Annotated in this window: 16 protein-coding genes and 1 pseudogene; 16 read left to right on the top strand and 1 reads right to left on the bottom strand. The window is 36.9% G+C overall.

Annotation, left to right across the window (positions count from 1 at the left end; genetic code table 11):
• The first annotated feature begins 10 nt into the window (after positions 1-10).
• Positions 11-790, top strand: coding sequence for a glucose-6-phosphate isomerase family protein (locus IGK21_RS11395; RefSeq protein WP_053766233.1), 780 nt, complete (start codon positions 11-13; stop codon positions 788-790).
• A gap of 474 nt (positions 791-1,264) precedes the next feature.
• A complete protein-coding gene (gene ytpR / locus IGK21_RS11390; protein WP_010737044.1) occupies positions 1,265-1,870 on the top strand; it encodes a YtpR family tRNA-binding protein in 606 nt (201 codons plus the stop codon).
• A 57-nt stretch (positions 1,871-1,927) separates the two neighbouring features.
• Here ytpR and IGK21_RS11385 read toward each other — a convergent pair whose 3' ends face one another.
• Positions 1,928-3,214 (bottom strand): S1C family serine protease, encoded by a 1,287-nt coding sequence (locus IGK21_RS11385; RefSeq protein WP_010737045.1) that lies wholly within the window; start codon positions 3,212-3,214, stop codon positions 1,928-1,930.
• Positions 3,215-3,666: 452 nt separating this feature from the next.
• Between IGK21_RS11385 and rlmH the strand changes: the two genes are divergently transcribed.
• From rlmH to IGK21_RS11315, 14 genes and pseudogenes are all read left to right on the top strand, one after another.
• The gene (gene rlmH, locus IGK21_RS11380) at positions 3,667-4,146 is read left to right on the top strand and encodes a 23S rRNA (pseudouridine(1915)-N(3))-methyltransferase RlmH (protein WP_034700436.1); all 480 of its coding nucleotides are present in this window, start codon (positions 3,667-3,669) and stop codon (positions 4,144-4,146) included.
• A gap of 55 nt (positions 4,147-4,201) precedes the next feature.
• A pseudogene (locus IGK21_RS11375) lies at positions 4,202-5,050 on the top strand (LEM-3-like GIY-YIG domain-containing protein).
• An 879-nt stretch (positions 5,051-5,929) separates the two neighbouring features.
• The gene (locus tag IGK21_RS11370; RefSeq protein WP_181915130.1) at positions 5,930-7,579 is read left to right on the top strand and encodes a hypothetical protein; all 1,650 of its coding nucleotides are present in this window, start codon (positions 5,930-5,932) and stop codon (positions 7,577-7,579) included.
• Positions 7,580-8,144: 565 nt separating this feature from the next.
• On the top strand, positions 8,145-8,840 hold the full coding sequence (locus IGK21_RS11365) for a DUF4767 domain-containing protein (RefSeq protein ID WP_053766239.1): 696 nt from the start codon (positions 8,145-8,147) through the stop codon (positions 8,838-8,840).
• A gap of 306 nt (positions 8,841-9,146) precedes the next feature.
• The gene (locus tag IGK21_RS11360; protein ID WP_034700429.1) at positions 9,147-10,787 is read left to right on the top strand and encodes a membrane protein; all 1,641 of its coding nucleotides are present in this window, start codon (positions 9,147-9,149) and stop codon (positions 10,785-10,787) included.
• A 388-nt stretch (positions 10,788-11,175) separates the two neighbouring features.
• The gene (locus tag IGK21_RS11355) at positions 11,176-11,994 is read left to right on the top strand and encodes a toll/interleukin-1 receptor domain-containing protein (protein WP_051641781.1); all 819 of its coding nucleotides are present in this window, start codon (positions 11,176-11,178) and stop codon (positions 11,992-11,994) included.
• A 733-nt stretch (positions 11,995-12,727) separates the two neighbouring features.
• Positions 12,728-13,471, top strand: a complete 744-nt coding sequence (locus IGK21_RS11350) for a hypothetical protein (RefSeq protein ID WP_130029642.1) — start codon at positions 12,728-12,730, stop codon at positions 13,469-13,471.
• 360 nt (positions 13,472-13,831) lie between these two features.
• Positions 13,832-14,149 carry a PTS sugar transporter subunit IIB gene (locus tag IGK21_RS11345; RefSeq protein WP_196763502.1) on the top strand — a complete coding sequence of 106 codons (318 nt, stop codon included), beginning with the start codon at positions 13,832-13,834 and terminating at the stop codon, positions 14,147-14,149.
• Between the two features lie 6 nt (positions 14,150-14,155).
• Positions 14,156-15,439, top strand: a complete 1,284-nt coding sequence (locus IGK21_RS11340) for a PTS sugar transporter subunit IIC (protein WP_438719489.1) — start codon at positions 14,156-14,158, stop codon at positions 15,437-15,439.
• A gap of 14 nt (positions 15,440-15,453) precedes the next feature.
• Positions 15,454-15,801, top strand: a complete 348-nt coding sequence (locus IGK21_RS11335) for a PTS lactose/cellobiose transporter subunit IIA (protein WP_010720932.1) — start codon at positions 15,454-15,456, stop codon at positions 15,799-15,801.
• 10 nt (positions 15,802-15,811) lie between these two features.
• On the top strand, positions 15,812-17,257 hold the full coding sequence (locus tag IGK21_RS11330) for a glycoside hydrolase family 1 protein (protein WP_034700425.1): 1,446 nt from the start codon (positions 15,812-15,814) through the stop codon (positions 17,255-17,257).
• Positions 17,258-17,371: 114 nt separating this feature from the next.
• On the top strand, positions 17,372-19,270 hold the full coding sequence (locus tag IGK21_RS11325) for a BglG family transcription antiterminator (protein WP_063627566.1): 1,899 nt from the start codon (positions 17,372-17,374) through the stop codon (positions 19,268-19,270).
• Positions 19,271-19,604: 334 nt separating this feature from the next.
• The gene (locus IGK21_RS11320; RefSeq protein ID WP_034700421.1) at positions 19,605-20,543 is read left to right on the top strand and encodes a 2-dehydropantoate 2-reductase; all 939 of its coding nucleotides are present in this window, start codon (positions 19,605-19,607) and stop codon (positions 20,541-20,543) included.
• A 13-nt stretch (positions 20,544-20,556) separates the two neighbouring features.
• Positions 20,557-21,609, top strand: a complete 1,053-nt coding sequence (locus IGK21_RS11315) for a PTS sugar transporter subunit IIC (RefSeq protein ID WP_010720927.1) — start codon at positions 20,557-20,559, stop codon at positions 21,607-21,609.
• The last annotated feature ends 132 nt before the right edge of the window (positions 21,610-21,741 follow it).

The raw sequence follows: 21,741 nt of genomic DNA, 5'->3' as shown, positions 1-21,741 counted from the left end.
GAGGTGTTTTATGGAAAAACATGAGTTGAATGTCTTTTTTGATCAAAAAAAGAAACGTTTTGTTTACAGCGAGGACATGTTTGGACCAGTGGAAGTAGAACACAGATATTTAGCAGATATTCGTCATAGTTTATTGAATGATCATGTTTCCGGACCAGAAATCGTTTATACGATCGCAATGGATATAGGAAAAAAGAAAGATCAACATGCCCTTCAACAAAAAGGTTTGTTATATGGCATAGTCGAATATGCTGCTGGTAAACTTGGAAATGAACCGATCAAAAGTCAGGGACACCGACATGCAATTTCGAAAATAAGTCACATGTCCACCCCAGAAACATTCGAGATCTTAGAGGGACAGGCTCTGATCTATATGCAAGAAAACCTCGAAAAAAACGCTGGAAAATGTTACGCCGTTGAAGCAAGAAAAGGGGACATCGTCATTGTTCCACCAGGATGGGGACACTGTACGATCAATGCTTCGACAGAACTAACTATGTGTTTCGGTGCTTGGTGTGTCCGAGATTATGCCTTCGATTATACAGATCTAAAAAAGCAACAAGGATTCGCTTTTGTGCCTATTTTTGACCATAGAAACAACCTGGTTTGGAAGAAAAATGATCATTACACTTCTGCGGAATGGCTCATCAAAAAGCCCAGAGAATATCACGAATTTGGTCTTAAAAAAAGGATACCCATCTATTATCAATATGAACAGAATCCAGATCTTTTCAACTTTGTTAGCCATCCAGAAAACTACAAACAACAGTGGGAAGACTTTATTCCATGAGCTAAATATCCGTTACTTTTTGGTGAAAACTATATATAGGCATTTATAGGGTTAGCGATTGTAGACTGATTCATTCATAAAATGTGCAAAGTAACAAAAATGGATGCGACTCCAAATAAAATAGCTTGAGTAAAACTCTTTTCGATAAATTGCTACGTGGTGACCAACTACATAGTAGATTGAAAAGAGTTTTTTGTCGAAGGACGATAAAAGTTTATACATAAGAGCTGGAACCGTAAGTAATCCATTGTTTTATACTGAGTCCATCTATTTAATGAAAAAGTCCTATTAAAGAAAATAGGAATCTTCTCTCTCGATCATTTTTAAAATAGGAAGTCAAAAAGAGAAACCTTACTGATGACTTTATCTATAGTCCCCAATCTACATATAGGTTGATGAATGAAAAAAAACTCATGCATAAAAACCATTTTTTTGTTAAGATAAATGTCAGCAAAGGATAATGGAGGAAAAAACATGATTTTTGCTTATAATAAAGCGCACGTGGGAGATACCTTGATGGTCATCGTCTCAAATGACAATGGAACCGAAAATACGGTCATCCGTAAATGGAATGTTGCTCAAATCAAAGATGAAACAGGACAAATCGTTGGCTGGAATTTTTTCCATATCTCCGACCATCTTACGATCGAAGGTAACGGACAGGTCAAACTAACAGAAGAACAAATTGCACAGTTGAACCGCTTGATCAAAGAAGCTGGTTTTGAAGAAACGTTAACAGAAGAAAATGAACCAAAAATCGTTGTTGGCTACGTCAAAACTTGCGTACCACATCCTGATTCTGATCACTTATCGATCACTGAAACACAAGTAGGAAAAGAGGAAGTCTTACAAATCGTTTGTGGCGCTCCGAACATCGAAGCAGGACAAAAAGTCGTTGTTGCCAAACCAGGAGCTATGATGCCTGATGGAATGATGATTTGGCCAGGAACATTACGTGGGGTTGAAAGTCACGGAATGATTTGTTCGGCGAAAGAATTACAATTACCAGATGCACCGAAAGAAAAAGGGATCCTTGTTTTACCAGAAGATGCAGTGATTGGCGAAGCATTTCCAAAATAAGCAAAAAACAGCACAGTTGCCGAGCAACCGTGCTGTTTTTGTATAGGAAATTAGTTATTAGTTACCAGAGTTCTCTGATTGGCTTTGTTTTAATGCGGATTGATCAATTGTTAATTGAATCGTTGTTGTTTTCTTTTCTTTTCCGCGATAGTAAGTGACCTTCACTGAATCGCCGACTTTTTTCTGATACAAGACAGATTGTAATTCTACACCAGAAGAAACATCAGTATCATCGATTTTTGTAATGACATCATATTGTTTCAAGCCAGCTTTTTCTGCAGGTGTCGCCGGTTGAACGCTGGTAACAATCACACCATTTGTCACAGACTCAGGAATTTTCAAGATTTGTTCTTGTTGTTGGGTTGAAACGGCTGAAAGGTCAACCATTGTGATCCCTAGAGCAGGACGGGTTACTTTTCCATCTTTTTCAAGTTGGTTGATAATATTTACTACATCGTTACTTGGGATCGCAAAGCCCATTCCTTCCACGCTTACACCTGATGAAGAAGCAGAAGTACTTGCAATTTTACTTGAATTGATCCCGATCACTTGTCCTTCAATATTGACTAATGGACCACCAGAATTACCAGGGTTGATCGCAGCATCTGTTTGGATCGCATTGATATTGACCGTTTGATTTGACTCGTTCGTGCTGGTTACTTGGCGATTCAATGAAGAGATAATCCCCGAAGTCACAGAGTTGGCATATTCAGAACCTAGAGGAGAACCAATTGCGATCGCAGGTTCACCTACTTTCAATGAATTAGAGTCACCAAATGAAGCAACTTTGTTCACTTTATCTGCACTGATTTTCAAAACGGCTAAGTCAGAATAAGCATCCGTCCCGACTAATTCAGCTTTGACTTTTGTTCCATCTTTTAATAAAACCTCTAATCCTTGTTGTCCTTCTACTACGTGATTATTTGTTACGATATAAGCGGAATTGCCACTTTTTTTGTAGATGACACCACTACCTTCACTAGAAGCCTCTAGATTGCTATCATCAGAACTTTCTTGTTGTTGTTGGCCAAATAGTTGACCGAAGCCGTTAGTCCCTTGATTTTGGCTTTGAAGATTGATAACAGATACCACCGCATCTTGGACTTTATCGACCGCATTCGTAATATCTGAATCGACATTGACTTTGACATTCTCAACGACAGTTTCGCCCGCTGAATTTTGATGACCACCTGAATTTGACGCTGCGTTTCCAGAACCCATGACAGCATAAAAAATACCAGCCGTTACCAAGCCCCCAATAATTCCACCGACTAAGCCTAGACCCAGCTTACGCCAGATTCCATTATTCTTTTTCATTTTTGGTGTCACATCTTTTCTCTCCATGTGATCTGCCTCCATTTATCATTTTCTTCTATCTCTAAGTATAGACTTATTTGTTAAGATTAGTCTACTTGGAGACTATGAACTTTTTATGAAAAACTTTAGGAAAAATCATTGCGTTCAGATGAAAAAATAAGAAAAAAGTTTTCCACAAATCCTGTGTAGAAATCAGCGGAAAACTCGCAGAAAAACAATACACTTTTTTATCCACAAGATGTGGACAACGTGGATAAATCGGTGCAAAACATACGTTTGCTTAAGAAATACTTATAAAATAAGCCAGAATCATCGTCTTTTCTGTGGATAAACCTGTGGATGATGTGCATAACTATGTGGGAATCTTTAAATAAATAAAAAATAACTCGCTTTTTCTTTTAGCAAACATTTCGTTATAATAGAAAAGAAGGAAATACGAACAACGAACAATGAAGAGGAAAAATGAAGGAGTAAAGCAATTGAATATCAAAATCATTTCAGTCGGTAAACTAAAAGAGAAATACTTGATCCAAGGAATCAATGAATACGTCAAAAGGCTGCAAGCATACGCTAAAATCGAACGAATCGAAGTCCCGGATGAAAAAGCACCTGAGAACTTGAGTGAAGCTCAAATGCGCCAAGTCAAAGAAAAAGAAGGCGAGCGGATCTTGAGCAAAATCAAAGAACAAGAATACGTCTACGCACTAGCAATCGAAGGGAAAAATCCAACCAGTGAAGCTTTCGCCAAAGAAATCGACCAACTAGGAATCAAAGGGAAAAGCCAGATCACTTTTGTCATCGGTGGCTCACTCGGCTTAAGCGAAGCCGTCATGAAACGCAGCAACGCCCAAATCTCATTTGGTAAAATGACCTACCCCCACCAACTCATGCGCTTGATCCTCGTCGAACAAATCTACCGTGCTTTTCGGATCAATGCGGGTGCGCCTTATCATAAGTGAGGAGATTTTTAGGTTTTATTGACAGAAAAAAATAGAAAAAATAGGTGAATAACAAGTGAGTGAACTTAACCATTTTTCTGCGTCTACTCTAGCCGAGTTGCAAAAAGACGAGAAACATCCTTACTATGTCTATTGTTTGGTTGATCCTAGAAACAACCAGACTTTTTATATTGGGAAAGGAAAAGGAAATCGTATTTTTGCCCATCGTCAAGCGGCACTGAATATGCTAAGAAAATCAGATTTACTTGAAGAAAATGAGACAGTTAGAACATTAAAAATAAAAACAATTCAAGAAATAAATGGGATGAAATTGAAAATATCGAGCTATATACTTAGCTAGGGCTTAACGGAGAGTGAAGCTTATGCAAGCGAAAATGCATTGATCAATTATGCTCAATTGATCCAAGGACTTTCGTTAACGAATTTAGTAAAAGGACATGGATCTAAGGCGATGTCAGTTGAAGAAATCGAAGACCGATATGGGTTTCAACCGATGTCTATAAATGAAATAGCGACGAATGAGTTGATTCTAGCAGTAAAAGTAAGAGATGCGTTCAATCTTTCTAAAGATGAGTCACAAGGATATCCAATCGATGACAGATTTCGTGATGATAATAATTTAAAATCCCGTACGCTAGGTAACTGGGTAATCGGTCGTGATAAGATACATCGGATTCGCTATGTTATAGCTGTTAATACAGGAGCAGATAATGCGGTTGTTGCAGCATATAAAGTTTCTTCTCAATATTCTGAATCGAAGAAATTTGAAAATGGTCGAACACGCTATGCGTTTCAGGCATTATCGAATAGAGAAGATACTTTGCGAGAACTTAATTTATATAAACGATCTTTACCAGATATCAAATTTGGTAGTGGGAGTGCAATTGCATATATTAACAATTAGAACAATGATTATTATAATTATTTCCAATGGTATTTTTGGTAGTAGTAGTTACCTGAAATAAATATAAATTTAAATATATATTATATCCATGAAGAGAGTGGGACAATAGTCAGAAAAAATCTGATTATTGTCCCATTTTTTGATTTTAAGGTACACAAAAATCAAAAAAAATTTGTATGATTATAAATCCGTTTTTTACTCATATTTCAACATCTTAATAAATGTTTTTTACGTTTTTTTGAAAGAAAGTACGTTACTTAATGAAATTTGGCACGATAAAGTCTATCAATGGGTATCTAGAGATAGGGATCTATTTTTTGTTGGTTTCGGCTTATTTCAAGGTACTACTGCTTAAATATCGCTTTAGAGTGAATGATAAGATTGAGGTTCCAAATAAATCTTTAAATAAAAATAACGATATTTTGAATCATCAACTCGATGAAGCCTTTTCATGTCTATGTTGTAGGTTATTAAATGACAAAACTAGTTGTTTTTTGATAAAATCACATACGTTATAAATTGAAATCTGTCAGTCGTTTAGAAGGGAGAAGGGATCAATGAAACCATCTATTCGTCAATGGATAGCTTAGGATTTAATAATGGATTTTGAGGGAACTAACTCATATGTTGAAAATAATCACACCTTTTCATTATTCAAAAGATGAAAAAAATAATGAATGAGTGAGAGAATAGAAAAAATATTTTCTTGCTGATTAGGTATAGTGTATTTCATGTTAGTTAAGAAAAATAAGTATGTCATAAACATAACTAGCAAGCTCTTTTAATATGAAATGATAAAAATGAGAGGTATTCACCCAATGAATAATCACTGAGTCATTTCAAATAGAGTGACGTATGAAAGGAGAAATAAAAATTGTTATGAGATTCAATCGAAAAATCATTTTGTTTGTTCTGCTAATAGCTATTGCAAGCACTTATTCCTTTATCTTTTTTAATAATACAGAAAAGATCGCAACGACAGGAGATATCGCTTTTCATTTTTCCAGGATCAAAGGATTGGCTTCTGTATTTTCGGGTCCGATCAATTTTACTACATTCAATAGTTATGGTGGTGGGGTCAACTTTTTTTATCCTTATCTAACCCTATTTCCAGCTGTGATCTTTTACTGGATTACCCATAATTTGATCTTAAGTTATATGTTATATGTTTGGGTACTGAATGTGTGTACCATCCTCATCACCTTCTATTACGGACGGAAATTTTTTAAACGTGTAGATGCGGCATTTTTATTTAGTTGTTTCTATACTTTTTACGGGTATCGAATGATCGATATTTACCAACGTTCAGCGATTTCAGAATCAATTGCTCTGACGATTATGCCAGTAGTCCTCTACTACACGTATAGACTTCTTTTTGAAAAGAAGAATTGTGTGATTCCTTTAGCTGTTAGTATGAGTTTGCTTATTTATACGCATGCTCTTTTTACGTTTATGAGCGTAATAGTTATTGGGCTTTTGTTTATCGGTTCACTTTTGGCTAAACGAAAAAAGAAAGAAAATGTTTTGGACTTGTTTGTTGGAATGGCAAAAGCTGTCGGCTGGACGATTCTCTTAACAGCGTATGTTTGGTACCCAATGCTGCAGCAAGTCCTGCATCAAAGCATCAATCGTCCTTTCCGCACAAACCTTCAGGAGCGGGGAGTGAACATTTTTGAAAGTTTGTTTGGTGCGATGACTAATGATTTGACGACATTTACAATGGGAACGATTGGTGTCGTGTCATTAGTCCTCCCGCTTTTCTTTTTGAAAAGATTTGAACGAAGAGAAAGAGTCATTTATTTTTGTGCAGTAGCTACGTGGTTTTTATCGACGAATGTTTTTCCATGGTTTCTTTTCCAAAATACACCTATCCAATTGATTCAATTTCCTTGGAGAATCTTAGGGTTTCAAGTGCTTTTCGGATCATTGATCTTGGTGATGGTCTTTTTGAAATGCAGACCAGATCAGAAAAAAAGTATATGGTGGATTGGCGGAATCGTCCTCCTGCTTTTAACACTAACAGTAGTAACGAAAATAAATTATACGCAAAAAATCCAATCCTATAACGGTCGTCTGATTATGACAAAAAAAGAGATTAAGCATTACACGACTTCAGGGACAGGGGGACTTTATGATTATGCACCGTCTGATGCACTGAAATACAAAAAACAGTTGAAAAAACATGAAGTAAAAGTTGGGGATGAATGGAAAAATAGTTCTCATAAAGCGTATGATTCAAAAATCATTTATACAGTGGAAGATGCGCAAGGGCAAAAAATCACGTTACCTGTGTTTGATTATTGGGGAACCGTTGCGAAAGTAAATGGTCAAACGACTAGCATAGAAAATGATGACGGGTTAGTAGCGGTTAAAGGAAAAGAAGGAACGACTACGATTGAGGTTTCCTCTACCTATCCGCCAACGATGATTCTTGCATTACTAACAAGCGTTGGAACTTTTTTATTTATCTTTATTCGATATTTGCTAAGAAGAAAAAATTTAGTAAAAAGTAAAATGGTCCTCCGATGAAGGGATCTAAAGTGAATGGCAGTGCAGAACAAACGTGAAAATGAATAAAGAAAATTTATAGAGTTGCCTTTTATTTTATGGGTGAATAAATTGTCTATTAGAGACACCATTTTCAGCCATTTTTGAAATAGCAACCAATGATCGTATTCCTCAACGATACCGCTAGAAACAAGGCGGACGTTGAGGATTTTTTTGTTAATTGTATCAGTCTATTTGTTTTAGCTGTTTCTCTTGTGCCTAATATTTTAAGTTTTGTATATTCACAGCAATTACGGAGAATATCTGAACAAAGAGTTAGATGTATTTGATACTAGTCATAATTGATAAATGAGGGGCTGCGTTTTTCCGTGTCTTCTTATAGTTGATCAGTATTTTCTATGGCGAACTAATCCTTAGAAACCTACATAAAACTTTTCTTGAGTATCTGATTCTGATTTCGTAACGGTTAAACCAATTTTCTAGTTTGCAGATGAGGGATTGGTTAGAAATAATTTTTCAAATTTTCGGCATAATCTCAAGTTTGGTTTGTTAGAATGAGTGAAACAATCAAGGAGGAGTTTTATTAATGAAAAAGGGGATATTGTTGGCTGTGGGGTTGTTGTTTGTGCTAGCTGGTTGTGGAACGGATCAGGCAAAAGATGCTTCAAGTAAATCGACAGACACTATTGTTACAAAAACAAGTAAGACAGGTTCAACAACGACGAAAGAATCTGATAAGACTGAATCATCCAGCTCATCAGAAACAAAGGGAAAAACAGAGTCCACGGCGACGAGTACATCAGAGTCAACTCAAACTACAACGGCTGAGTCTACGACACCAAGTAGTCAGCCAGTAGAAAAAAATAGCTGGGATGCGAGTAAAGCGACTGAATTAGCTACGTTTATGTCAACTTGGGGTCAGGAAATGGGACAACAGTATAGAAGCTACAATGATCATGTGAATGCTAATTATTATGGATTGCAAGTACCACAATACATTTTTGATGGGCAATGGTCTATGGTGATTGATCAAACACCGGTCACCGTAGAATGGTCAGAAAATGGCAGAGGACAAGCGGGATTTGAATTAGTGGCGATCTACTCTGATATCGATCATCCAAAACCGTCTGGAGCTCATTTGTATTTTTTTGGTTTCCAACAAAATCAACCTAAGGTAATGGTGACTCAGCAAAACCAAGGAAACCCAAACAATTATTTGTATTTCAAAGAAACTGAGAATAATGAATTGAAGAACGGTTTCGAGCGGATTGTGAATAGCTAGAGGAGACGTCCTTCCAAACTTAGAAAGAAAATTTCTTGGAAAAGAGGTTGTGAAAGCATCGGTTAGCTCCGATGACAATAAGAAAGAATTTTTTGAAACAGCTCCTCATGTTTTGAAAAAGTCAGGCTTATTTCAAGGAGCTGATGCTTGAACACCATTTATCTGTTTCCAGAGCAAAGAGTGAGATGGATGTCTCAGTCTTTTTTTTGTTTCTGAAAGGATAATTTGCTAAATAAAACAGAAAAATTTATGAAAAATTCCAATAATTACGTTATACTTATTATGATTTTTTGAAAGGAGTTACTAATGAAAACAAAGAAAAAATTGCTCTTATTTGTTATATTAATACTTATTGCGGGTCTTTATTCTGTGAATTATTTTAGGCATGCACAAACGATTTCTACGACAGGAGATATCGCATTTCATCTTTCCAGAATTAAAGGATTATCCTCTATATTCTCAGGACCAATCAATTTTACGACTTTTAATAGTTATGGCAGCGGTGTGAACTATTTTTACCCCTACTTGACCCTTTTTCCAACGGTAATTTTTTATTGGATTACCAATAATTTGATCGTAAGTTATATTTTATACGTATGGGTGTTGAATGTTTGTACCATCCTATTGATGTTTTATTATGGTCAAAAATTTTTAAAGCGAGTAGATGCTGCCTTTTTATTTAGCTGTCTGTATACATTTTATAGCTATCGAACGATTGATATTTACCATCGTTCAGCGATTGCAGAAGCGATTGCACTGACGATTATGCCTGTAGTTTTGTATTATGCTTACAAAATGATCTATGAGAAAGCAACGGCTGCGATCCCGTTAGCAATCAGTATGAGTTTGCTTGTTTATACGCATGTTCTCTCTACTTTCATGTGTGCGTTTTTCATTGGAATGATGATCATAGGCAAACTGATTGTGAATAAACTAAATAAGGAAGAAACCATTCGCTTGGTGTTGGAGATGTCAAAAGCTGTGGGAATGACGATTCTTTTAACAGCCTATTTTTGGTATCCTATGTTCAAGCAAACCATGTATCAATCCATCAATCAGCCAGGAAAAACAGATCTGCAAAATCAAGCGATCAATGTATCTGATAGTTTGATTGGGGCCATGAATAATGATTTGGCCTCCTTTACAATCGGAATTATCGGGATTGTTTCCTTGATTCTTCCGCTTGTGTATTTTAAAAAGCTAACGAGCAAGGAAAAAGTGATTTACCTGATTGCAGTAGCTACTTGGTTATTATCAACTAAGCTGGTCCCATGGGCACTATTGCAAAATACACCCGTTCGATTGCTTCAATTTCCTTGGCGGATATTAGGGTTTCAGGTACTTTTTGGCTCATTAATTTTATCCATTGTTTTTAATAGGATGATATTTGGTCAGAAAAAAAGAATACTTAGTATCGCAGCAATTGTTTGTTTCATGTTTGTTGTTTCGGCAGCCACTAAAGCCAATTATAATCACAAAGTGCCAACACTAGGTGACCATTTAGAGGTGAATAAAGACACTCTAGGTAGTTACATCACTGTAGGTGTTGGAGGGGTCTTTGACTATGCACCACTAGAAGCCATGAAATATAAGGAGCATGTGCAAAAGCATGAAATAAGAGTAGACAATAAATGGCAAACAGCAACATATAAAGCTTCTGATTCCAAAATAGTCTATACAGTCAAAGGTGCTAAAGATAAAAAAATCACGTTACCCGTGTTTGATTACTGGGGAACTACAGCAAAAGTGAATGGGCAAAATACCAAGATTGAAAACAATGAAGGATTAGCAACATTTGAAGGAAAAGCAGGAACAACGGTAATTGAAGTTTCTTCTAAGTATCCCTTTACAATGATTCTTGCTTTTATTGTCAGTCTAGTAAGCTATCTTTTTGTTTTTATTCGTTTCTTGATCGGCAAATGTTTCGTTTCGAAAAAAATTGCGTAACATAAATATTCGTACTAGGACAAAAAACTGAAAGATTCGTTTTTATTTGTAAAAGACGGGACACCGAAACATCTAGTGAGATCACTAGGTGTTTTTTTATTCTTATTTAGTTCATGATGAATGACAGTAGAAAAAATAGACAACATCGAGTGATTAATTTTTAGAATAAAGTTGAACGATTATGATGGCAAAAGAACTTTTTATGAGTTTAAAGTTATTTAATAGTATTTTTCTAGTATTTTTATAGTGGGTTGCATTATATAAATACGTGGAAAAAGTATATACGTAGCTTTTTGTTTATTGATAAAAATAAACAATTTAGCTGTTGGAAATCCGATTTTAGCGAAGGATGTTTATTGTTTAAGTATATAAAGAAGGAGAAAATATGATGTTTGAAATATTTAAAGGGAAAACTATTTCTCTAAGTAATCCGACTGTCTTATTAAGTCATAGTTCTAAAAATAAAAATTATGGTGATCTCATCCGAGACCTATTGGTAAGCTGTGGAGTTCCTAATGATATGTTATTGTATTCTTCTCATAAAATGAATGAAATACCAGTTGGCAATAACATTTTTGACTATCTCGAAAAAACTATAAAAGTAAAAAAACATGCAGTTTTTTTACTTTCTGATGACTATTTCGAAAGTACTGCTTGTTTAAATGAAATGGGAGCTATTTGGCTCAATCAAAATCAGTACACACAATTATTTTTACCTGATTTTGATTTAAAGCATTATAGCTATTTAAGCTGTTGTATAAATAGTAAAGACAAAGGGATATTTTTAACTGGAGATGACCGTTGTCAAAAGGGTTTAACAGATTTTGTAAGAAATATTCTAAGGGATAGCTTTTTATCATTTAATGAGACAGAACTGGCTTATAATGCGGAGATATGTTGTAAGAATTTAAGAGATTTAATCCCCAGAGATAAAGTATGGAAATCAAGAATTAGTGAAATAACGGAGAACAAAGGATATGTTTTCGCTAAAATTGAAAATTTAATTCCTACAGGAGAAGTTTTTAAAGAAGGTGAAAATCACTGGTTACAATTAAACACGAACTATTTTCCTGAAGCAGAATCAATGAAAGTGGGAGATAGGATAGCATTTAAAGTGAAGGATTTTACAGAGTGCAAAAGTTTTCAAGAGTTAAAAAATTATAGAAATATATATGCTTATAGAGAAACACTTGAGATTATTGATTAGTATAAGCTATATTAGGAAATTTTATGCTATTTTGTAGAATATATGTGTAATAGAAAATACAAGAATGACTTTTATTTATTAGAATATTAATGAATAAATTGGTTTGGCTATCCAACCGTATTAAATAAGAATAACGCATATTAGTGAACAGAAAAGGAGTCGCTTTCTGTTCATTTTTTATAAATTTTAAAAAGCTATCAAGTGACAACAGGTGAGACGTCCATTTAACTGTTAGTTATTTCTTCACAGTTGCCAGTGCCTATCAGTCTCATAAATGACATATAAGTCGTTAATCATATTCATAAAATTGAATATTCTTTAATGAAAAAATGGTTTGATATTTTTAGAGAGAAATCCAGTTTTTTTTAATTTGTTTCATCAATGATTATTGGATAAGGCAATCTTTCAGATTCGACAGAGATCCTACGCTTATAAGCATTCTTTTTCACCCAGTCAATGGTTAATACAGAATTTGAATAGATCATTATCTAGCAGTCTTGCTTTTAATGCATTGATTAACACTTAACAAGCAGAACCCCAGATTCAACATTCATTTGTTCGTTTATTAATTTTTTTTCATAACTAAGTTATTGCTAGTCAATTTATTGTAAAGTAACGTATGGAATAAATGGACTGATAACATAGCTTCTGAAATTGCCGTTTGAGCTAGTGTAGCAATGAGGGATTTCAGCGTTAGATTGTTGCTAACAGAAGATGAATGGGGTGGGGGAACATGAAGAAACATTATTTGGCTTGTTTGTTGTGTCTGTTCTTTTTATTTGCTTTGCCAGTACAGGGTTTTGCAGTAGCAGGTGGACATGGTGGTGGCTCAACGAGAAGCGGTGGATCTGGCGGAAGTTTTAGTGGTAGTTCGGTCGGACATCATTTTTATGACGATCGGCCAATTATCGGACGATCACGAGGGTATTATCGATCGAGTTCATACGGTGACGTAGAGGACTATGTATTAATGGGGGCGTCTGTTGGTGGTTTTGCGGCGTTTGCTTTATTTAAAAGGAAGAAAGAACAGCACAGTGTGACCAGAGAGCTATTTTCTCGTATGCCGGGGAAAAAGAAAGCGAAGAAAAGATTGCTTTCAGAGATCGAAACCAGCTTCTTTGCGATTCAAAACGCTTGGGAACATGAAAAAATGGAAAAAGCCTCGCGCTATTATACGAAAAAATTATTTTTGGAACATCAACAGGTCTTACAAAAGAACCAAGAAGAGGGTATTAAAAATCATACTAAGAAAATCGTACTGCAACAGTTGGGGAACTATCGTCAAATAGAGGAAGACAGTTTCTCGATCCGAATTGATTTTAGTTGCTATGATTATACGATTGATCGAAAAAATAACCTGCTCTTATCAGGGTACAAGCATCAGCGACAATATTTTTCTCAGATCTGGTATTTCAATTATTCAGACAAAGAACAAAAATGGCAGGTAGATTATATTCAACCGATTTCATTGGGTTAAGGTAACGGTAGGAATGATTGGTTGAAACCAAGGTTGTTGGTAACAAAGCATAAATCAAAAAATGGCATAGAGGGGGAGCCGTGATCAGAATGAATCTGGTCGGCTCTCTTTTTTTGTGGGAATGTTTTTCTTTTTTAGTGAAGTACGGGGATATTCACAGGAATGTTAGCCAGCTGATGATATGAGCCTAACTATCAGGATTCGTTTTTCAACAGAACTGGTGGAGTAACTAAGAGGAGTATACCCTATAATAGCTAAAAGAGAACCTCACGTTAATTAATTTCCGCTACCTAGGAAAAAAGTAAGTTTGAAAGCGCATACCTTGGTAGCTACACTAAACGTGTAAGAAAAAAAGGGGAGATGGTAAAGATGGCAAAAAATATTTTGTTGATTTGTGGTTCTGGTGCTTCTAGTGGATTTATGGCGGCTGCTATTCGAAAAGCAGCGAAAAAAAGAGGGGAAGAGGTAACTGTGAAAGCGGCTAGTGAGTCGCAATTGGATGAACGGATCAATGAGATCAATTATCTGTTGATTGGTCCGCATTTGTCTTATATGTTGGCAGATCTCAAAGCACAAATTGAAGGAAAGAACGTGAAAGTAGCAGTCATTCCACAAGCAACCTATGGCACTTTAAATGGAGATAAGGCACTAGATCTGATTTTAAGTATGGAGGGCTAACGAATGATGAATAAAATTATGGACTTCATGACGAACAAATTTGCGCCAAAAGTAAATAAAATTGTCAAGAATCCTTGGGTCTCGGCGATCCAAGATTCGATCATGGCGGCTTTGCCGTTAGTTTTTGTTGGTTCTTTAGTTACAGTGGTTTCTCTGCTGAAAAATATTTTTGCAGGTTTACCTGATTTTTCAATGATTAGTAATTTTTCTTTTGGGATGTTTGGTTTGATTGTTTCTTTTTTGATTCCTTATTATCTCATGGAAAAAAAGGGAAACAGCGGTCAAAAGCTGATTTCAGGTGCTACCGGATTAGTGTTATTCATGATGTTACTATTTCCCACAGTATCTGCTGAAGGAAATGCTACGTTTATTCTTTCTCGGTTTGGCGCTACAGGCATGTTTCTTGCGATTATTTCGGGCCTTTTTGTTGCCTGTGTAATGAATTTTGCTGCTAAAAGATCATTTTTCGATGAAGATACACCGATCCCTGATTTCGTGGTGGGGTGGTTTAATAGTTTATTGCCGATTACGTTTATCTTGATCGTTGGTTGGTTTATCACGGTACAAATGAATGTTGATTTCTTTGAAGTGGTCGTTTGGGCATTCAGTCCATTGGCAAAAATCGTGCAATCTTACCCAGGTTTTGTCTTATCCGTTTTTATCCCAGTCTTTTTATATACGTTCGGTATTTCAGGTTGGGTGATGATGCCGGCTATCTATCCTGTATATATGGCTGGATTAGCTGCTAATGCTGAGGCTGTTGCAAATGGTGGACAAGCAATGAACATTGCTACTCAAGAAACTTGTTATGCTTTTTCATCAATGGGTGGTGTGGGGACTACCTTGGCCTTGTCTGTGATGATATTGCTGTTAAGTAAATCAGCACAATTAAAAGCGATTGGTAAAGCGGTCTTTATCCCTTCGATCTTTAATATTAATGAACCATTGGTTTTTGGGGCACCGATTGCTTTTAATCCTTACTTGATGATTCCTATGTGGATCAACGCACTGATCGTACCAACGATTTCTTATGTGGTGATGAATATGGGCTTCGTGAATATTCCTAGTCAATCATTCTTGTTGTGGTACATGCCATATCCATTTACATCTTATTTAGCCACTCAAGATTTCCGTGCGGTCATCGTCTGTCTGTTGATCTTTGTTATCACATGGTTTATCTTCTTACCATTTTTTAAAGCATATGATAGTTCATTATTAAAACAAGAAAAAATTGCTGAAGAACAAGAAGCGGCGCAAGCAAAAGCAATGCAAGCTTCAACGGCTCAATAATTGGAGGTAGTAGTATGTCACAACAGTTTGTGGAAGAAACAGATAGCCTAAACGAATTATCGATGAATATTTTGATCCATGCAGGTAATGCTCGTGAATTACTGGTAAAAGGTCTGAATGCACTGGAGGAAATGGCGTTCGATGAAGCAGAAGAATTGATTCAATCGGCACATAAAGAAGTGGTGATTGCTCACGGCTTGCAAACAGACACGTTACAAATGGAAGCTTCAGGAGAGCAGATCCGCTATTCTACGTTGTTCTGTCATGCGCAAGATACGTTGATGACAGCACAAAGTGAGATATTGATTGGTGAACATATGGTGCGGTTGTTTCGGAACTTTTCAAAAAAATTAACTAAATAGGAGGTATTCCATGTTTAAAGAATACAAAATGCCAAAAGATTTTCTTTGGGGAGGGGCGATTGCTGCCAACCAAGCAGAAGGGGCGTATCAAGTTGATGGTAAGGGCATCAGCCTCGCTGATTTACATGTTTTCCATGCGGATAAAACAAATGCAGAAATTGCGGAAGAGCAACATAAAGGAATGTCTTTGGCTCAGTTGAAGGCGAATATGACAGATGAACAAGGCTATTATCCTAAACGCCATGGGATCGATTTTTATCATACCTATCCTGAAGATTTAGCGCTATTAGCAGAGATGGGCTTTAAAACATTTCGGACGTCGATTGATTGGTCGAGGATTTTTCCTACGGGCGATGAAACGGAACCGAATGAAGCGGGTTTGGCTTATTATGATGCATTGATTGATAAAATCCATGAGTTAGGGATGGAGCCGATTATTACGATGCTTCATTATGAAACACCAGTAGACATTACTTTAAACTACGGTGGTTGGCATAATCGGAAAGTGATCGATCTATTTGTAAAATATGGAAAAACAATTTTAGATCGTTACAAAGATAAAGTGAAGTACTGGATCGTCATCAATCAGATCAACTTGATCCAATTTGAACCATTCAATTCAACTGCTATACCTTATGATACGGTGGATCATTACGAAGAAGCTAGTTATCAAGCGATCCATAATCAGTTCGTTGCCAGTGCTAAAATCTATGAATATGGGAAAAAGCTCAACCCTGAAATGCAAATCGGAACGATGGTTGCAGATTGCACCGCCTATCCATTTTCTTGCGATCCAGATGATATTATTTTGGCTTTACGTCGTAATCGGATGGAGTATTTCTATACAGATGTGCAATTTCGAGGGGAATATCCTCAGTATGCGTTGAATTATTTTGCTGAAAATAATATCCATCTCGAGATCACTGAAGAAGACAAAGCCATTTTACAAGCGAATACGATGGATTATCTGGCTATTTCTTATTATTATTCGCAAATGGTCGACTCCAAGAAAAACGATTTGAACCCTGCATCGGTGACACCTAACCCGAACTTGAAAGCGAATCCATGGGGGTGGGCAGTGGATCCTAAAGGGTTGTATCATTCACTTTCGCAATATTGGGATCGTTATGGTAAAGCGATTATTATTGCAGAAAATGGCTTTGGAATGTATGACCAGTTGGAAAACGGCAAGATTCATGATGATTATCGGATCGATTATCTGGCTAGTCACATTGAAGAAATGAAACGTGCGATGTATGATGGAGTCAATGTGATTGCTTATTGTGCATGGGGGCCGATTGACATTATCAGCTGTTCATCTGCTCAAATGGAAAAACGTTATGGATTTATCTATGTGGATCTGGATAACGAAGGAAAAGGTAGTGGTGATCGGATCAAAAAAGATAGTTTTTACTGGTACAAAAATGTGATTGAATCGAATGGAGAAAATTTGTAAAGTCGCCAGTTTAAAGAATAGGTGTGATGCGAGACATGGATCTTCGTATCCACCTTTTTTTGAGATAGTGTGGCAAATCAATGGATAGCAACACATGTGTGGGGGAGATAGAAAGTGGCAACGAAAAGGCAAAGAGAGATTATCGCGTATCTTGCAAAACGACAGCAGCATTGGGTCACTGCGACGGAACTAGCAACATTTTGTAACTGTACGACTCGAACCATTCGTAATCAAATCACAAAGATCAATGAGACAGAGCAACAAATTATTTCTAGTAATCAAGGGTATCGGATCAAACAACCTACCCAGGATAAGCAAGTGATCCAAACAACGAATGACCGGCAATCACAGTTGTTTTTGACGTTGTTAAAAAGCAATCATGGCATTGATCTCTATGATTTGGCAGACACGATGTTTCTCTCTGAGTCAACGTTAAAAAATGACATCCAGCTTTTACGTAACGAGATTCAAAACAAACAATTGAAATTAACGATCAAAGCCAATCAAATTTATTTAGAAGGATCAGAAAGTGATAAAAGGCGTTACATGATTTCGCTATTGTATGAGGAAGGCGATTACCAGGAAAAACTAAAGTACCATGTCCAAGATATGATTGGTACGCTTTCGCTTATTGATCTAGAGCAAACCATCCATGATGTCTTAGCTTCACACAAAATCAAAATCAATCGCTATTCGATGAACAATATTGTGCTTCATTTTGCGATTAGTATTGAACGGATCCGCCAAGGAAATGATTTGAAAAGTGTGAAGGACTTTCCATTAAGAAATGATGCAACGGAATTTCAATTGTGTGTGGAGATTACTGAACTTCTTTCAAATACTTATCACATTCATTTTTCTGATGCTGAAGTCAAGCAGTTATCCTTACTTTTTATTGGATTACAAAATGAATATCTTACGAATCGCAAAGAGCTATCCTTGTCCAAAATTGTTGAAGCTCGAGTGATCGAAACACTAAATGAAGTTTTAGAGAAAGTCAAAGAAACCTATTTGATTGATTTACAAGATGAAGCTTTTTTCAATAAATTAGCTATCCATCTGCAAAATCTTTATGATCGCTCTCAATATGAACGGTTCACCCGGAATAGCAGCCTTTTAGATATTAAAACAGCCTATCCGTTAACGTATGACATTGCGGTTTACTTGTCGATGTTGGTACAGGAAAAATTAGCGATTTGGTTTAATGAGGATGAGATTTCTTTTATCGCTTTACACATCGGGGCTTACTTAGAAAGCAAAAAAGAAAAAAGACCGAAGCTGCGAGTGCTAGTTGATCACAACAATTACCATGATTTTGAAGAAACAAACGTTCAAAATATTCGTAGTATGCTAGGGGAAGATGTGGAGATCGTGGCGGTTGATCATCATGAGGTAAGCGTACAAGAAAATGACGTTTATGTCTCTTCTGATCGTGACAGAGTGACTGAAATCAATGGCGCAGTATATGTCCATCCTATTTTGACACGTAAAGATTTTGCAAAGATCCAAAAACGGGTGACTGCCAAGCGAAAAAGTAATTGGCGAAAACAGATGTTTCATTTGATTGATCGGTTTATTATTGAAGATCTCTATTTTAATCAATTTGATCCGACCGATCAGACACCTAAAATGATTCGAGAAAAATTGTTTGATCGATTGTTAGTGACAGGGTATGTGGAGGAAGAATTTTCCCAGAGGATGGAAAAACGAGAAGCGATGTCATCGACCAGTTTCCCATCAGGTATCGCAGTACCCCACTCGCTGGAACAACAGGCGAAAAAAAGTGCCCTTTCGATTATGACCTTGCAAGAAACCCTCAAATGGGACGAATATCCTGTTCAAATCGTAGCTTTAGTTGCCATTTCACAAGATGAAGCCAAAGAATTTAATGATTTTTTTGAAATGTTTATCGAAATCGTTTCTGATCCGATCAATGTGCGATTGTTAGCGGGTGCAGAAAATTTTACAGAATTCATCTTAAAAATGAAAATGTTGGTCGAAACGGAAGAATGATCCGTGAATGTTGAGGGCGTTGGTTTTATTCTTGTATGAGAGGAACGCTTGCTTTTGTCTTAGGGATCACTGCTAATCGATCATTGCCAAAGTAGCCGAAAGCTTTCTATTGATGTTCGGTTACTTTTTTTTGTGCTTGCAGTGATGGAAGGAAGTAATTTGAAACATCTTTCTGCTAACTTCCAATTGAACGGAGAAGTTTAGGATTGCCCATTTTTCTCTTAGGCAAGCTGATTTCACGTAAAGTAGTGTAAAAAGAAGGCTAAGCTATAGAATAAAATTGTGTAATAAATCTTAGATAGGTATAATGTAAGGCAAAAGGGAGGAATAAAACATGAAAATTGCAATTGCAGGAGCTGGAGCGATGGGAAGTCGTTTCGGTCTGATGTTACATCAAGGTGGAAACGAAGTACTATTGATCGACGGCTGGGCAGATCATGTCCAACAAATCAAAGAGCATGGGTTAAAAGCAGATTTCAATGGCAAAGAAGTAGTTGAGAAGTTACCAGTCGTTCTTCAATCAGAAGTAGGCGAAGAAGATCAGGTAGATTTGATCATCTTATTTACTAAAGCGATGCAATTAGAAAAAATGCTAACAGATATCCGTCCATTGATCAAAGAAGAAACGGAAGTATTATGCTTATTGAATGGTATCGGACATGAAGATATCATTGAAAAATTTGTTCCAATGGCAAACATTTATATTGGTAACACCATGTGGACGGCGGGCTTAGAAGGACCTGGAAAAGTCAAACTGTTTGGAAGTGGTTCAATTGAGCTGCAAAATCTTGGAGAAGGCAAAGAAGAACAAGCGAAAGCACTAGCTGAAAAATTATCAGAATCAGGCTTACATGCGAAATTCTCTGATAACATCCATTATTCCATTTACCGTAAAGCTTGTGTGAATGGCACGATGAATGGGTTATGCACGATTTTGGATGTGAACATGGCAGGGTTAGGTCAAACTTCGACTGCGCATAAGATGGTGGAAACGATTGTTCGTGAATTTGCGGCAGTGGCAGAAGCTGAAAATATCCACTTAGATATCCCAGAAGTGATCGCTCATTGTGAATCTTGTTTCGATCCAGAAACGATCGGATTACATTATCCATCCATGTATCAAGATTTGATCAAGAATCACCGCTTGACGGAAATCGACTACATCAACGGTGCGGTTTCAAGAAAAGGGAAGAAATATGGTATTGCAACACCTTATTGTGACTTCTTAACAGAATTGATCCATGCGAAAGAAGATAGCTTGCAGGTAAAATAAAGGGGGATAATTGATGGAACAGACACAAAGCATGTCACCAAAGATTTTTCTGAACAAAGTACTAGCTGGTACAGCAACGGGGATTATCATCGGATTGATTCCTAACGCAGTATTAGGGGCGATTTTAAGATACTTTAGTGGTTCTTCTTTTGCGATGGCTGTTGCCCAAATGGCGGTTATCTTCCAATTAGCGACACCGTTGATTATCGGTGGATTGATTGCTTTGCAATTTGGTTTTGCACCGATGAAGATGATGGTGGTGGCTGGTGCCGCATTTGTCGGGTCAGGGGTGGTGAAGTTTACTCCTGAGCTTGGTGAAACAGGTGTGTATGTTGGTGCTGGTACAGGCGATATCATCAATACGATGATCACTGCTTCTATCGCAGTTGGGTTGATTTATCTGATTGGTGAACGGTTTGGTTCGGTAGCGATTGTGTTGACTCCGATCGTTGTTGGTGTAGGCGCAGGGGTGATCGGGTTTTATCTCTATCCTTATGTGGCAGATATTACCTCAGCCATCGGAACGGTTATCAATAATTTCACGACACTACAACCTTTACTGATGTCGATCTTGATTGGCTGTTCTTTTGCCTTCTTGATCATTTCACCGATTTCCACCGTAGCAATCGGAGTGGCAATCCAACTAGATGGTGTTTCAGCAGGAGCGGCAGCAATGGGTGTCGCAGCAACGACTTTCGTTTTGATCGTGAACTCGTGGAAAGTCAATAAATCAGGAGTGACGATCGCCATTACGTTAGGAGCGATGAAGATGATGATGCCTAATCTGTTTCGCAGACCGGTTATTCTCGTTCCTTGTCTGATCAGTGCAGTGATTACAGCTATTCCAGTTGCTTTGTTGTCTATTTCAGGAACCCCTGCCTCGGCTGGTTTTGGGATCGTTGGCTTAGTTGGTCCTTTAGCTTCTTTAGATGCAGGTCTAAATCCGGCTCTTGTTGTTTTGAGCTGGTTAGTCGTCCCAGTTGCGGCAGCATTGTTCACTCAGTTTTTATGTGAGAAAGTATTGAAACTATATGATCGAGCAGATGTGTTTGAATTCTTAGGCTAGTGAAACGGCTGATTTTTTGGCTGAGTCTGCTCCTTTGGTAGTGAGACAAATCATCTCAATAAAAAAAGCTTGAATTTTTAATTCCTTTTTTTTAAAGGAGATTAAAAGTTCAGGCTTTTTTAGTAAGTGATA

The organism is Enterococcus sp. DIV1421a, assembly GCF_051711025.1.
GTDB classification, from domain to species: Bacteria; Bacillota; Bacilli; order Lactobacillales; family Enterococcaceae; genus Enterococcus_B; species Enterococcus_B hirae.
Note: the sequence above shows the minus strand (reverse complement) of the source record. Positions and strands in the feature narration are given on the sequence as shown.